The organism is Candidatus Hydrogenedentota bacterium (assembly GCA_018005585.1).
Classification (GTDB): domain Bacteria; phylum Hydrogenedentota; class Hydrogenedentia; order Hydrogenedentales; family JAGMZX01; genus JAGMZX01.
The window spans coordinates 1-14,425 of the sequence record JAGMZX010000053.1 but is presented as its reverse complement, the minus strand read 5'-3'; the positions used below and the strand labels follow the sequence as shown (position 1 = coordinate 14,425).

The following is a 14,425-nucleotide window of genomic DNA, read 5'->3' as shown; positions in this document are numbered from 1 at the left end:
TTTTTCTCCACGGGGCAATAGGCGAAACACCGGGCACAGCTCAGGCACGCGCCGCGGTCGGCCGCGTAGTCCCGCGACTTCCGCACCACCGACATGCGCAAGACGCGCGCGCAAAACACCAGGCCCAGAAACGCGCCGAAACCCGCGCTGGCGGTCCTGAACCGCGCGCGCACGGCTTCCGCCTCCGCGTATAGCTCCTGCTCCGGTTTCAGGCTCGCGCGAAACGCGTCGGTTTCGATCGAGGACTCGAAAACCTGCCCCCGGTTCTCCGCCGCCACTCGTTCCGCCAGCCACACTGTCGGATGCAGGCGCGCCAGGTAACCGTGCGCCATCATTCCGGCAAGAGCCGCGACCAAGACCGCGGCTGGCGCGGCCAGCAGCACGGCGGCGACGCGGCGTTTGCCCGCGCGGCGCGTTTCTGTCACCGTTTCAGGGGCCGGCGCCTCAATCGCATTGTAGGGGCACGCCGTCTCGCACAGACGGCACTGAATGCAGGCCGCGGGCGTAATCGAGGCATGCCAGCGCGAGAACAGGGACGCCCAGCGCAGGAGCACGCCGTACGGACACAGAAACCGGCAATAGGGCCGCGCGATAACGGCGCCAAGGACAAGCAGGATGCCGCCCGCCATGAGCATGTTAAAACTGCCACCCTGCCGGAAGAACCCGATGAATGGGTCGTAGCGGCAGACCAAGAAGCCGGAGCCCGTGACAATGCCCACGACCGTGATGCCCAGATATGCGTGCGCAAGCGTCCCCAGCACGGTTTCGACCGGGCGCGGCACCTGCGCCGGGCGCACGGCGCAGAGTTCCTGGACCGCGCCGAGCGGGCACACCGCAGCGCAGAAGATGCGCCCGAAATACAGCGCGACAAGGACTGGCAGGGCGAAGAACACCGCAACAACAAGCGGAACAGGCGCGCCATCGCCTATAAAGGCGTTGAGCACGTTCTGAATCGAACCGACGGAGCAGACGCAACCCTTGCGATAGAACCCGAAATACGCGACAGAAAAGACCGCCACCGCGAGCACCATCCCGCGCGATCTGCGGCGCAGCACCGCATAGCCGGTCACTGCGAGCGTGCCCGCGAAGAGGGCGAGGTCTACCCCCAGCGGAATCAGTGCCGGGGGCGGCGTGTGCATGGCGGGCCGCTCGTAGCCCGAACTGAATTCCGGCATGGGGAAGCGAAACTCCGCCGCGCCCGCCCACGCCGCGAACAGGGCAATGCATCCGCACACGGCCGCAACGCGCAGCGTCATCCGGCGGACTCCGGCGCGCCGGCGCCGCGTTTCAGCAGGTATCCCTTGCTCAGGGGCACCCGCGAAATGGCGCTGGACGGACAGTTCCGCGCAATCGAGCACTCATTGCAGTTCACGCAGAGGTCGCGCTTGATTTGCAGGTACAGCGAGCCGTTGCCGAACTGGCCGCAGCCTTTCACGCACTTGCCGCAGCCGATGCAGAGAGGCTCGTCAATCGTGTATTGATAGAACGGCTCCTCGATAAAGGTCCGCCGAAGCGCGGCCACCGGGCACAATTCGTTTTCCGCGCCCGTGTCCTGCGTCTTCGCGCCGGGTTGCAGATACGCGCCGCACAAGTCGCAATAGCCGCAAATCTCATATGAGTGCACGCACTTGACCGCCGACGGATTCAGCACGCAATTCGTCGCGCAGCGTCCGCACTGCGTGCACTTCGCGGGGTCAATCTGCCAGACCGTGACGCTGCCGCTGGAGCGCGCCGCCAGCGCCGCGCCCCCGCCGATCGCCACGGCCGCGGCTGCCCGCATGAATTCGCGCCTGCCCACGCCTCGTTCGTTACCCATGAAATCTCTCCGGCAACGGCAATTCTTCCCGTCAGGCAGAACCGCCGTTCTGCTCAAAAACAATCAGTTCATTCCGCTTCCCATGCAACAGCAACACCCGCCCGTCCGAGTCCACCGCAAGGTCTTTCACGGGGCAATCCTCCTCACAGGACTGCCCCGCCGCGGCCGAAAGAGAAAGCCCGCTGGACGCCGCCACCACGCCCGCCAGGGACCGGTCCGGCGCGTACAATTTGACGCGGTTCAGCCCTTTCTCCATCGTCACGAGCGAACCGTCGCTCCGGATGGCCGCGTGAACCGGGTTGCAGCAGCCGCTGAACTCCTCAAGGCCCATGCCCGGCTTATACCAGGCGCTGACGAGCGTTCCGTCGGGACGATAGTGCTCGATGCCGTGCTTTCCGGGATTCACCACCCACAACGCGCCCGATGCATCGAGCATCACGTCGAAATAGGGACTGGGCACGACGAAGCCGGGCGCGCCGGTTTCCGGGTCGCGTTCGCCGATACGGCCGGTGATAGTGCCCGCATGGTCGAATACCAGCACGACGCGGTTGCCCGCATCCGCCGCGTAGACATAATCCTCGCCGGCGGCCAGCGACGTCAGCCAGGCGCGGCCGCCCAGGTCTTGCCACCGGCTCATCTCTTTGCCCTGCCCGTCCAGCACGAGGATGTAACGCTGCATGCCCACGTAAAGCCGCCCATCCGCGCCGCTGGCGAGGCATTCCGGCGTGCCGGGAACGGCATATCGCGCCGTCTCGTTTCCGTCCCGGTCCAGGGCAACCACGGCGTCGCGGCCCGCCACGAAAACGCGTCCGTCCGCGTCCGCGCACAGCGCGCGGGGCGCTTCGAGTTTCAATGCCTGCCGCGCCACCTCATGAAAGCAGACCCGCGACGCGTCCACGCGCGCGTAGCCGGACACATCGTATTCGAGCGACCGCCCGGGCTCGGGGCGGCGGTCACTCAACGCGAATGCCGCCGCCAGCCCGACGCCCGCAAGCGCCAGAATGGTCCACACCCATGCGGGGATGAGCCGTTTCGACGTGTCTTCCACGGATTCTAGCCCTCCGTTCCAACCACAACGCAGACCATCTGCGACAGGTCTCGCAACAGCATGCGCCCGCCCGCCACCGCAAGCGGGCCCCACGCATCGTGCCCGGTCAGCACGCGCGCCTTGCCGAGTTCCTCGTAGCCCGATTTGCTTACGCGCAGCATCGTCAGTTCGCCCTCATCGCTCAGCACAAAGAACTTGCCGTCGGCCAGCACGAACGGGCCGAGACCAAAGCGGTGGGCCTGCCCGCTCGACCACACCAGCGCGCCGTCCGGCTCGTAACACACGAACTGAGAACGCAGCGCGCCCGCGTCCTTTGGCATTATGCCGTATAGCAGGCCATCATGATAGATGGGCGTCTGCTGCTCCGACGCCAGGCCGTCCTTCGGCCCGTGTTTGTATTGGACTTCCGGAACGTAAGCGCCGTTGACATCCTTGATTCGCAGCATCACCCCCCCCTCGCCGTAGCCCGCGGTCAGGAATACGCGGTCCTCGCCCACCGCCACGGGCGACGGCGCGACCACGCGCGCATTCCACGGAAACGACCAGAGCAGCGCGCCTGCGTCCGCGCCGTCCGCCGCGACGCCTGCGGCCCCGCCAATCGCGCAATAGACATACATCCGCCGCCCCAGCAGCGTCATGGGCATGACGGACGAATGCGACATGGTCCACCCGTTCGGGTTCGGCGTCTTCCAAAGCGGCGCGCCCGTTGCGCAGTCCACACCCATGAGCAGCGCATCCGGCGCGCCCGGCGCCAGCACGACGGCGTTCCCGTCGATCAATGGGCATTGACCCGTGTACCACAGCGGTTCATTCGCGCCGATGTCGCGCTGCAGGTCGATTCCCCAGCGAAACGCCCCCGAAACCGGGTCCAGGCACACCACATGGCACCGCGGCCCCATCGTGACCAGGTAGTCGCCGCTGACGGCTGGCACCGTGCGCGACATGCCGTGGTTCTTCTTCACGACCACCGAATAGGAGCGCCGCCAAATCTCGCGGCCATCCTCCAGCGAGAAGCACCGGACCGCGTCCGCCTTCGCCTCCATATCATAATCGAGGACGTAGACCCGTCCATTCCAGACCACGGGGCCGGCGTACCCCTCCCCGAGCGCGACACGCCACGCCTCGCGGGGTTCGCCGTCCGGCCACCGGTCCTTGAGCGGAATCCCGTCCTTGACGATGTTGTCGAAATCCGGCCCGCGAAACCGCGGCCAAGCCCCCGAAATCTGCGCGGGCGTCCCGTCGAATTGACGGAACTGGCCAGCCAGGTCCGTCTCCGCTTCCGTACCCGAGGATTCCGGCGGGGCGCCATCCGCGCCCGGCACGCGCACCGTGACTTCCACCACGGACGGCAGGGACATCCAGGACCAGAAAACCGCCGCCGCGGCAAGCCCGGAAACAATCAGGACGGCCGCGGCAAGTTCCAGCGTGGACGGTCCCCTCTTCATGCGAGAACAGCCCGCCGGTTGACCGCGACCGCGCTCATGGCGTGCGGACATCGAGACATTTCATCTCGCTCTGGCTACGGATGATGAGACGCCCCCCGGACAAAGCCATGGGCGCCCAGATTTCCTTCCCCCCCAAGACCTCCGCCCGCGCCAGTTCCTTGTATCCGTCTGGCGACGGCTCGACCAGATGCAGCACGCCCGTCCGCCCGTCCAGGTTGAAGATCAATCCATCCGCCAGCAGCAGCGGGCCCCGCTCGAAGCGTGGCAGCGAACGGTCCGACCGGGTCTTCCATTTGACCTCGCCGTCGGGCGCGAGACACATCATCCCGTCTTCGCGCTCGTTCGAATTGCTGTTCACGTAAAGATGGTCCTCGAAAAACAGCGGCTGATGGATCTGGCTGCCGCACCGGTCCGTCTTGAAAAGCTCGCTGATTACGAACCCCGATTCCCATTTCTTCACCTGCAGCATCACGGAGCCCGCGCCGTAGCCGCCCGTGATGAACAACCGGTCGCCCGGCAACGCCGTCACATACGGTATCGGAATCGAGCAGTGCCAGCCGTCGTACTCCCAGAGCAAGGCGCCGTTTTCGAGGCCGATCCCGGCCACCTTGCCCGTTACGCTGCCGTCCTTCGCGCACGCGCTCACCATGATCGCCTGGTCGACGCCGTCCAGCGTGCGGATAACCGGCGTCGAATAGCCGACCAGCCCGAGCGAAGCCGTTTTCCAGACGAGTTCCCCGGTGTGCTTCCGGAACGCCGCGACAAAGGCGTCCCGCGCCTGCGGCGCGACGATGACGAGGTCCTTGTAGAGGGACGGCGCCTGCGCTACGCCCCAGCCCGGAAGCTCAATCCCGAAATCCGCGAGCAGATCCCTTGACCAGACCGGCGCGTGCGTCTTGCGGTCCACGCAGGTCATGCGCCCGGTCAAACCCACGGAATAGACATGTTCCTCGTCGATTGTCGGCGCCGTGCGCGAGCCGTCATGGCTGACGCTGCCCGGCGCATCATAAGCGTACTGCCACAGCTCCGCTCCGCTCTCCAAACCGAAACATCGCAGGATATCCCGCGCTTCGCCTTCGCGGTCCAGCACATATACTTCGCCGTCCCGTACCGATGCCGCGCCATAGCCCGCGCCCAGCGCCACCGTCCACAGCACTCTCGGCCCGCCCTCCGGCCAGTGACGCGCGATACCCGTCTCCGGCGAGACATAGTCGCGGTTGGGGCCGCCCATCTGCGGCCAGTCCGCCGCGCCGCACCATGGGGATCCCGTCCCGCACGCCGCCAACGCCGCTGCCGCTACACACAAGCATCGAGACATTACACAGTCCCTCCCGGAAATGCGAAATCACGAATGTTCGAGGCATTCCCCAAACCGGCCGCGGAACTATGATAGCCTTATTCGATTGAGTGTTACTACTCGGAGCGTCATCAGGAACCAGTTACCGGCGTTGGGTGAACGATTCCGCGGCGGCTTGCCGATGCGCGGCGCAGGAAGAGGCGGTCAACGCGCTTCGTAAAGCCGTGGGGAGCGATAGAGCAAGACTACATACCGTAGTCGCGGAGTTTGTAAATAAGGTTGCGGCGGCTGATGCCGAGAAGCGCCGCGGCTCTAGTCTTGTTGCCGCTGGTTTTCTCGAGCGCCTCCAGAATGGCGCGCCGCTGGATCTCGTCCATATCTCCCACGAGCACGCTGCCCGGTCTGGCCGTAACGGACGCGTTTTGGAGCTGTGGCGGCAAGTCGGCAGGCAGAATCAGCGAGCCATGCACGAGGATGGCTGCACGTTCCATGGCATTCCGCAACTCGCGCACGTTGCCGGGCCAGTCATACGCCCGGAGGAGACGCTCCGTCGCCGGGGACAAGCGCAATTTGCGGTTCTTCAAGAAGTGGTCCGCGAGCGGCAGGATGGCGTCGGGCCGTTCGCGCAGCGGCGGCACCTTGAGAGGAAACACATTCAGCCGGTAGTAGAGGTCCTCGCGAAACCTGCCCGCACGCACATCTTCCTCCAGCTCGCGGTTGGTGGCCGCGATTACACGGACATCGGTGCCGATTTCGGTATTGCCGCCGACCCTTCGGAACAATCCCGTTTCGAGCACGTTCAAGAACTTGGGCTGAATCGACAACGGGAGTTCGCCAATCTCATCCAGAAACATGGTGCCGCCGCCGGCAATTTCGAATTGTCCTCTGCGTTGAGTTTCCGCGCTCGTAAAGGCGCCTTTCTCGTGCCCAAACAACTCGCTTTCCACCAGATTCTCCGGCAAGGTCCCGCAATCCACGCGCACCATAGGCATTGATTTGCGGCTGCTTGCGTTATGGATAAACTTGGCAATGACCTCCTTGCCCACGCCGCTTTCGCCCAATACAAGGACCGTTACATCAGAGTCGGCTACCCGGGCCGCCTGTTCCAGGACTGCCCGCATGGCAGCGCTTTCTACGACGAGGTGCGCCGGTATGTCCAGTGAAATATCCGCCCGGGGCATAAGGTCTGCATGGCCCAAGGCATCGTCCACCGCGGCAACCAGTTCATCGATATCCACGGGCTTCTCGAGATAATCCAGCGCCCCCGCCTTTATGGCCGCCACGGCGTCCCGCACGTCTATATAGGCTGTCAACAGGATTACGGGAAGAGCGGGATATTCCGACTTGACGCGGTCCAGCACTTCCAACCCAGTCATGCCTGGCATGCGCACATCCAGCAGCATGAGGTCGCACTGCGGCGCGGCCGCGATCGCTTCGGGCCCGTCCGCGCATAGCACAGTCGCGTATCCCGCCGAATGTAACGCCGCGGCCAACAACTCGCGTTGCGCCCTTTCGTCATCCACTACGGCAATGCAGGAGCAAACAGTGGTCATGGCGAGTCCACGATGGAAATGCCTTCCAGGATTGCATCGGTGCCCTCTCCCAGGCAGGACTCGATACGCAACCGCCAGCCATGCGCGGCGGCAATCTGGTCCACGATGGAAAGTCCGAGCCCGGAACCGCCCGAAAACCGCGTAAAATAGGGTTCTGCAACGCGCGGCAGATCCTCCGGGGCAATACCACACCCCGCGTCCGACACGTGCAGGCAGACCACCGAATCCACGCGTTTAGTGAAAACCTGAACGGACTCGCGCGCCTTCGACGCGCGAAGCGCGTTCAGGATCAGGTTCAGCAATGCGCGTCGCAGCAGACTTTCATCCGCCATGACGCTCAGTCCGCAGGGCGTATACACGACATCCACTTCCGCAGCCGAAGAATCCATCTGCAGGAGGGGCAGAAAGGACTTGAAAAACCGGTCCAACTCAACGTGCGCCGGCGATGCCTCCTGCGGACGCGCCAGCAGGAGAAACGAGTTGATGCCGCCGATAACCCGGTCCACCTCGTCCACGATATCCTTAGCCCGGTCTTTTATGGCGCAGTGATGGTTGGAACAGTTGCCTATGGACTGCGCGAGGCCTCGAACGATGCCGAGCGGGTTCTTCGTTTCGTGGGCCAGCCCCGCGCCCAAATGGGCTACTTGTTCCTGGCGCTTGGCGCGCTCGCGTTCCCGCGCCAAAGCAACGGCCAATTCGGCACGCTTGATCAACAGGATGACAGCCAGTGCGCCCAGACCCAACGCCAAGGAAATGACTGCTGTCGTGATGGCCAGTTGGACTTGATGCCTTCGGATGGCCTCGTTCACTTCCGTTGCATCCAGCACCGCAATCAGCACGTAGACTCCTTTCATGAACGGAGTCCAATCCTCCCCGTCCTCCCCGCCGTGCTGGTCGTGCGCAGCGCGGCTGTGACCACACTCCGCCAATAGGTCCACATGGCTGGCCAGCACGACCCGGTTGCCATCCAAGCGAGGCCGCTGGGGCAGTGTCCCGCTGATCTCCCCCTGTTGCCCCCCCGATGCGAGGGTCACCCCATCGGGGTCGCGCAGTTCAAGGGCCAGGATACTCGGATTTCGCGCCAGTTCTTCGAAGATGACTTCCAGGCGCTCGCCGCGATACTGCCCCATGCGGCCATGCGCCAAGAGGCCCGCCTTGAGCGCGTCCAGCACGGTCTGGCCTCTTTCCAAGAGCACAGTGCGGTGTGACCGGATTTCCGAAGAATAGGAACTGAACAATGAATAAACGCTGGCGGCCGCAATGAAAACAGCCACCAGCGCAAGCCAGACGAAGTTCAGGTTACGTTTGCTGATCACCGGTTGCTTTGTCCACGCCTCTGGCATTCGCCTGGTTGATAGCCAAGTCGGCACTCTCGCCCTCGCTTGCCGTGATTGCCGCAAATGCCATCGCCGTCCGCGGCCACATCGCCGCGCCGCTCGCCACATGGCCGGTTGCCTTGGCGGCACACCTGAGCAAACGCATTATCCCAGATGCGGCCGCGTTTTGCATCCCTGCACGTACCGCCGGACCCGCGCCCCGCGCCCCGCATGCAGAGGTTATCACACTCGCCATCATCATCGACGTCGGCGTACCTGCAACCAAGGGTGTCGTCCGTCGGGACGCTCGGCCTCGTTTCGGGCGGCGCACAAGGTGTGGTGTCTTTTGCGTTCGTGTCTGCTGCGTCCGCCGACACAGCACCAACGACTATCGCTGCAAACAGCAGCGCGGCAAAGATGGCAGCCGCGGCCACGGTCGCCTTATTCATAGCGTTCATCACTTCAATTCCTTTCACCAGAGAATGCTCGGCTCGATACTCTCGCCGCGTGCGCGCGTCAGTTGCCTCCTCCGCCGCCATTACCGCCACCATTACCGCCGCCATTACCGCCGGTGTTGCCATTCCCATGTTGCTCGTGCGAGTTTCCACGGTCGCACAGACCATCGCCGTCCGCATCCACAAAACTGTCGCAGATGCCGTCGCCGTTGCCGTCCTGGAACTGGTAGCCTTGAGGACCCCATCCAAATCGCATATGCGACCTGTTGTGGTCGCAGACACCATCGCCGTCGTCATCCACGAAATTGTCGCAAACGCCGTCACTGTTCGAATCGTGACCGTCACAGAGGTCGCACTGACCATCGTAGTTGGCGTCTCGATACTGGTAACCATACGGTCCCAAGCCCAAGCGCATGTGCGATTGACGGTTGTCGCAAAGCCCGTCGCCGTCTTCATCCACGAAACTGCCGCAGACGCCGTCACCATACGCGGCGCCGCTGCTGCATTGGTCGCACAGGCCGTCGCCATTGCCATCGCGGAACTGGTATCCGCCCGACCTCCAACCGAGGCGCCGATGCGATTGCCGGTTATCGCAGATCCCGTCCCCATCCTCATCGATGAAGTTGTCGCAGACCCCGTCGCCATCCAGGTCAACCCCTTGGCCGCAAGTGTCGCAAATCCCGTCGCCGTCGTCGTCCGCGAACGCATAGGCGGCCTTTGTGAGTTCAAACAGGTCATCGGGGCATCCAGCCAGGAAAACCAGGCTGACCGCGGCTGTCAATACGGTCATCCTCGTGTGGGTTCTTGTCATTTTCGCCTTCCTTTCCCGAACCGGCTTGCCAATTCGCCTGTCCGGTTCGCAGTTGTTACCCGTTTGTTGGTGCAGCGAGGAACAGCAAGTTAAATGCCAGATTTTCTGCCGGGCAAATCCCGGATGGTCTGCAAACTTGGCGCAACCCGAATGGCTGCTATGCAAAATTTGCATAGCCTCCAAGAAAAGCGCGTAACGGAGAATCCTGACATGGAGGCCCCGTAACCATATGCTTTTATTGTCCTGGGAAACGGTCTGGCCTCTGGTGCGGCGCAATCAAAGAACCCATCTTCTTTCGTGGAACAGAAGTTGCTTCCTATTGCACGGTGAACTTTCAACCAGGAGGATGTGACTATGAGAAAGGTACTAGCCGGTTCGCTTCTTGCAGTATTTGTGTCGGTTTTTGTTATCGCCTTGGGGAGTACGGGTGGCCACATATGGGCCGAGGTTGAGGCGGAAATCACCGTCTCGCCCCAGACACTCGTGCTCTCCTCCAATTCCACGGCTTGGGTGACGGTCCACACCAACCTGCCTTATGGCTCGGTGCAGTCGGCATCCGTTACGCTGGATGGCATCACCATAGCTTGGTCCAAAGCGGATGCGCAAGGCAACTTCGTCGCTAAGTTCCAGATCGGCGAGGTAAAAGGCATTGCGGCTCCGCCGTCCGTCGAACTGACCCTTGCAGGAACCCTGAAGGACGGCCAGACGTTCTCGGGCAGTGATACGGTGCCTGTTCTCCCGTAACCCCAACTGGTGGCCCGTGGTATCGGGCTAACGGGTTTCCATCGTCTTATCGCGTAGCTTGAGGGGATACATAGCAGTGTTCTTGATTCGCCGCCCGCACTCGCGGGCGGTTACCATTTCGGCCTCAAGACCAGCGTGTTGTGGTGGGCTCATTTGCCATCTCATGGGTTAGCTGCCATAATCGGTCGCCTTGGCGCCGGCGCGGCGCGGCAAGGTGGTGGTTTGCGGCAGACACGACGGAGTCTCTCATGAAGTTTCTTCCATTCTCGCTCGCTTGTCTTGCTTTTCTGGCAGCGCTCAGTCCGGTTTCCCTGGCTCAGGACTCGCCCCGGTTCCGCGGCCCGCAAGGCGACGGAAAGTTCGCGGGTGAACAACTGTTGAAGTCCTGGCCGGAGGGCGGCCCGGCGCTCGCATGGACCGCGCGCGGTCTCGGCGCCGGCTACTCCTCCCCGTCCATCGCCAACGGTGTGATCTATGTGTCCGGGATGACTCCGGACGAGACGGGCCGCATCTTCTTGCTGCACATGGACGGGAGCGCCGCGGGCGACATCCCCTATGGCAAGGAGACGTTGAATCCGCAGGCGCCGGGCCCCCGCTCAACCCCGACCATCGAAGACGACCGGCTTTACATCCTGTCGGGGCTCGGCGTCGTCTACTGCGTTGACCTTGCCGGGAAGACGGTGCTCTGGCAAGTGGACCTGCTCGACCGGTTTCAGGCCGAAAACACGACCTGGAACTACGCCGAGTCGCTGCTCATCGACGGCGACAACGTGATCTGCACGCCCGGCGGCAAGCTGGGCCTTATAGCCGCGCTCAACAAGGATACCGGCGAGACGGTCTGGGCTACGACAGGCCTCCAGGACATGGCCTCGTACTGTTCGCCCACGATTGCGGTGCACAACGGCCACCGGATTCTGCTCACGGAGACGGCCAAGTTCGTTGTCGGCGTCAATCCCGGCACGGGCGCTCTGCTCTGGTCGCATCCCCACGAGACCGAATACGACATCCACGCCGTGACGCCCATTTATGACAAGGGGCTCGTCTACTACTCCGGCGGCTATGGTTCGGGCGGCGGCGCGCTCGAATTATCCGAGGACGCGGCTTCCGTAACCCTCAAGTGGACCGACCAGACGCTCGATTGCCAGCACCACGGCGTCGTGCTCGTCGATGGATATCTGTACGGCACGAGCCAGAAAGGCAGGCTGGTATGCCTGGAAATGGCCACGGGCCAGGAAATGTGGCAAACCCGCGAGGTGCGTCAGGGCGTCACCATCTATGCGGACGGCATGCTATACGTCTATGAAGGGCCGCAGCGCGGCGTCGTCAGCCTCGTCAAGGCGCAGCCAGGCGGCTTTGAACGCACCGGACAATTCACGGTCACGGAAGGAGACGGCAACCACTGGGCGCATCCCGTCATCGTGGACGGCCTGCTCTATATCCGGCATGGCGATGCGCTGCTGGCGTATCGCGTTAAGGAGTGACCGCCCGGCATGGGCGGCCAGCGCCATGAGACCGCACTCCGACATGGACAGAACCGGCTTCACGCTGATTGAACTGCTTGTAGTGATAGCCATCATTGGCATTCTCGCGGCTATCCTGCTGCCCGCGCTGGCGCGCGCCCGCGAATCCGCCCGCCGCGCCTCCTGTCAGAACAACCTCAAGGAAATGGGCCTCGTCTTCAAGATGTACGCGGGGGAATCGGACGGCAGGTTCCCCCGCGTGCACGGCGATGAACCTTGGGGCGCGGCGCCGCCCCCCGGCTGCACGGAGGGCGACAGCGCTGCGGAACTCGCCCCGCACATCCAGGCGATATTCCCCGAGTACCTCAACGACCTGAACGTGCTGGTGTGCCCCTCGGACCCGGAAAGCAGCGGAGGCGCCGCATTGGGCATCCTCGCATCGAAACCGGGTCGGGCCTGCGTCTATACCGGGCTTCCTTCCAATGCCGACGCCAGCTACCTCTATTACGGCTTCGTCTTCGACAAAGTGCAGAATACGGACCCGGTCTTAGACGCTGTCATGCTCGGGGCCAGCGGTTCCGCCGAGATTCCCGCGCAGGTCGCCTACCTGATGGCCTGCATTTCCTACCAGGACGGGTCGCCGTTCCTGCAGGGACCGCTCGGCGACTTGGACCCGCTGAATGACCACCTATTGGACAAGGACATCGACAACCCCGGCCTCTATGCCTTGCTGCGCACCCTGCTGCCGCCGGGCGCCGCCGCGGGGAACGGGTGCGGTTCCGTCCTCTATCGTCTGCGCGAGGGCATCGAACGCTTTCTCATCACCGACGTCAACAATCCCGCCGCCACCAGCAACGCACAGAGCGCCCTGCCGGTCATGTGGGACGTCGTCACCGCCGATTCCAGCGGGCGCGCACAGTACAACCATATACCCGGCGGTGCGAATACGCTGTTTCTCGATGGTCACGTCGATTTCCGCCGCTTCCCCGTCGAATTTCCCGCGACACCCGGCTTTGCCCGGGTGGCTGCCTTCTTCTGAACCTGAACGGCGTTCCCGCGAGTTGCGCCCTCTTGATTCCGTAGGACCACGGGAACGCTCAGTTTCGTTGGCAAAAAAAGCCCCAAAAACGGCGAGGAGCCATGACAGCGGAGGGAGAGGGGGAGGAAGTGAGGGTGCTTGCCATAGCTCCATCGCGTTTTTGGGTAAGGGGTAGCAGGGCGGAGCCGTGCCAGGGGAAGGGGAGGGGGGAGGAAGTGGGGACCTGCCACGGCTCCGCGTAAACCGTAATGGGTGCCGAATGAGTCCTGGGGCCACTGCCGCCGCTTACCGCTTCAACGCAGGGTCGCAACGCAAGCCTTCCAAAGAAGACCTGGCTGTACCCTATGCTTCAACTTTCTTCGTCCCCTTCCACCCCGGCGTCCCCGGTCAAAGCCACCAGGGCCGTTTCTACTGCTGCGGCCTATGCAGACCCTCGCAGGTCTCTATCGCCGCTCAGTACCCGAAACAACGTATGCCGAGGTTTCATTCCGGCTGTCAGCGGAAAAATCGGGCTGCTTTTCACAACAAACGTATTTAACTTGTTTTTAGCACTTCGTGACGACCGCTTCAGCGCGCCATCACTCCGTTCCTACATATTAAGGAACGCATGAAAGACTGACGAGGTTTACAGTACTCTTATTCATTGGTGTTGCGCCGCGGCGCGAGAAGGCGGTACATTGCCGCGCATATGCAGACCGCCGAACTGGACTACGAACTCCCTGAGTCGCTCATCGCGCAGCATCCGAGTCCCGGCCGGGACACATCCCGCCTGCTGGTGTTGGACCGCGCTACGGGTCAAATCCAGGAAGACGTTTTTCGGAACCTGGCTCGGTATCTGCGCGCGGGGGATTGTCTGGTACTCAACGACACGCGGGTTATCCGGGCGCGCCTGCGCGGCCGCAAGCCCAGCGGGGGCGCGGTCGAGTTGTTCCTGCTGCACGAGGACGAGCCCGGCGTCTGGCGGGCGCTGGTGCGGCCTTCGGCACGGGTGCGGCCAGGCACACTCATCCAGCTTGCGGGCGGCTTGGAAGCCAGCGTGGGAGACGTGCTTTCCGAGGGCCAGCGCCGTGTCACGTTCGCGCGCGCGGACGTGCTGCGCCTGCTGGAACGGGCCGGCGAAGTGCCGTTGCCACCGTATATCCGTCGCGCCACGCCGGAAGCCGAAGACCTGGAACGATACCAAACAATCTATGCGAGAGTTGCCGGCGCGGTGGCCGCGCCGACGGCCGGACTGCATTTCACGCCGCAGGTGTTTGCCGCGCTGAGCGCGGCGGGCGTGCAGCGCGCGCACCTGACGCTGCACGTGGGTTACGGCACGTTCAAACCGATCACAGCCGGAGAACTCGCCGCGCACACCGTCGATCCGGAGCCCTTCGCGCTGCCGCCCGAGACGGCGGACGCCCTCAACAACGCGCGCGCCCGCGGCGGGCGCATCGTGGCC

The 14,425-nt window shown here is 63.5% G+C and carries 12 protein-coding genes; 4 read left to right on the top strand and 8 right to left on the bottom strand.

What is annotated here, in order from left to right; all coding sequences use genetic code 11:
* From KA184_10865 to KA184_10830, 8 genes are all read right to left on the bottom strand, one after another.
* Nucleotides 1-1,256 (bottom strand): 4Fe-4S binding protein (locus tag KA184_10865; GenBank protein MBP8130067.1); only part of this gene is annotated, 1,256 nt, incomplete at its 3' end.
* The gene (locus tag KA184_10860) at nucleotides 1,253-1,816 is read right to left on the bottom strand and encodes a ferredoxin (GenBank protein MBP8130066.1); all 564 of its coding nucleotides are present in this window, start codon (nucleotides 1,814-1,816) and stop codon (nucleotides 1,253-1,255) included. The genes KA184_10865 and KA184_10860, both read right to left, overlap by 4 nt.
* A 31-nt stretch (nucleotides 1,817-1,847) precedes the next feature.
* Nucleotides 1,848-2,864, bottom strand: a complete 1,017-nt coding sequence (locus KA184_10855; protein ID MBP8130065.1) for an NHL repeat-containing protein — start codon at nucleotides 2,862-2,864, stop codon at nucleotides 1,848-1,850.
* 5 nt (nucleotides 2,865-2,869) lie between these two features.
* Nucleotides 2,870-4,309 (bottom strand): PQQ-binding-like beta-propeller repeat protein, encoded by a 1,440-nt coding sequence (locus tag KA184_10850; protein ID MBP8130064.1) that lies wholly within the window; start codon nucleotides 4,307-4,309, stop codon nucleotides 2,870-2,872.
* Between the two features lie 34 nt (nucleotides 4,310-4,343).
* Nucleotides 4,344-5,627: a PQQ-like beta-propeller repeat protein gene (locus KA184_10845; protein ID MBP8130063.1), complete on the bottom strand. Its 1,284-nt coding sequence runs from the start codon at nucleotides 5,625-5,627 to the stop codon at nucleotides 4,344-4,346.
* A gap of 224 nt (nucleotides 5,628-5,851) precedes the next feature.
* Entirely contained in the window at nucleotides 5,852-7,159 is a 1,308-nt protein-coding gene (locus tag KA184_10840) for a sigma-54-dependent Fis family transcriptional regulator (GenBank protein ID MBP8130062.1), read from the bottom strand.
* Nucleotides 7,156-8,475 (bottom strand): hypothetical protein, encoded by a 1,320-nt coding sequence (locus tag KA184_10835; protein MBP8130061.1) that lies wholly within the window; start codon nucleotides 8,473-8,475, stop codon nucleotides 7,156-7,158. The genes KA184_10840 and KA184_10835 overlap by 4 nt, the downstream gene beginning before the upstream one ends.
* 516 nt (nucleotides 8,476-8,991) lie before the next feature.
* Nucleotides 8,992-9,741: a hypothetical protein gene (locus tag KA184_10830; GenBank protein MBP8130060.1), complete on the bottom strand. Its 750-nt coding sequence runs from the start codon at nucleotides 9,739-9,741 to the stop codon at nucleotides 8,992-8,994.
* Between the two features lie 354 nt (nucleotides 9,742-10,095).
* On the opposite strand from KA184_10830, the gene KA184_10825 reads away from it, so the two are divergent.
* The 4 genes from KA184_10825 to KA184_10810 all read left to right on the top strand — a co-directional run.
* Complete coding sequence (locus KA184_10825) at nucleotides 10,096-10,485, top strand: hypothetical protein (GenBank protein ID MBP8130059.1); 390 nt, start codon at nucleotides 10,096-10,098, stop codon at nucleotides 10,483-10,485.
* Between the two features lie 248 nt (nucleotides 10,486-10,733).
* Nucleotides 10,734-11,966 carry a PQQ-like beta-propeller repeat protein gene (locus KA184_10820; GenBank protein ID MBP8130058.1) on the top strand — a complete coding sequence of 411 codons (1,233 nt, stop codon included), beginning with the start codon at nucleotides 10,734-10,736 and terminating at the stop codon, nucleotides 11,964-11,966.
* A 43-nt stretch (nucleotides 11,967-12,009) separates the two neighbouring features.
* Nucleotides 12,010-12,984 (top strand): DUF1559 domain-containing protein, encoded by a 975-nt coding sequence (locus tag KA184_10815; protein ID MBP8130057.1) that lies wholly within the window; start codon nucleotides 12,010-12,012, stop codon nucleotides 12,982-12,984.
* A gap of 688 nt (nucleotides 12,985-13,672) precedes the next feature.
* The coding region (locus KA184_10810; protein MBP8130056.1) for an S-adenosylmethionine:tRNA ribosyltransferase-isomerase at nucleotides 13,673-14,425 on the top strand (753 nt) is incomplete at its 3' end.

What these genes read in the sequence shown, in the direction of transcription:
- KA184_10815 (MBP8130057.1), top strand. Translation starts at nt 12,010, where the DNA reads ATGGACAGAACCGGCTTCACGCTGATTGAACTGCTTGTAGTGATAGCC.
- KA184_10825 (MBP8130059.1), top strand. Translation starts at nt 10,096, where the DNA reads ATGAGAAAGGTACTAGCCGGTTCGCTTCTTGCAGTATTTGTGTCGGTT.
- KA184_10840 (MBP8130062.1), bottom strand. Translation starts at nt 7,159, where the DNA reads ATGACCACTGTTTGCTCCTGCATTGCCGTAGTGGATGACGAAAGGGCG.
- KA184_10860 (MBP8130066.1), bottom strand. Translation starts at nt 1,816, where the DNA reads ATGGGTAACGAACGAGGCGTGGGCAGGCGCGAATTCATGCGGGCAGCC.
- KA184_10830 (MBP8130060.1), bottom strand. Translation starts at nt 9,741, where the DNA reads ATGACAAGAACCCACACGAGGATGACCGTATTGACAGCCGCGGTCAGC.
- KA184_10820 (MBP8130058.1), top strand. Translation starts at nt 10,734, where the DNA reads ATGAAGTTTCTTCCATTCTCGCTCGCTTGTCTTGCTTTTCTGGCAGCG.
- KA184_10850 (MBP8130064.1), bottom strand. Translation starts at nt 4,309, where the DNA reads ATGAAGAGGGGACCGTCCACGCTGGAACTTGCCGCGGCCGTCCTGATT.
- KA184_10845 (MBP8130063.1), bottom strand. Translation starts at nt 5,627, where the DNA reads ATGTCTCGATGCTTGTGTGTAGCGGCAGCGGCGTTGGCGGCGTGCGGG.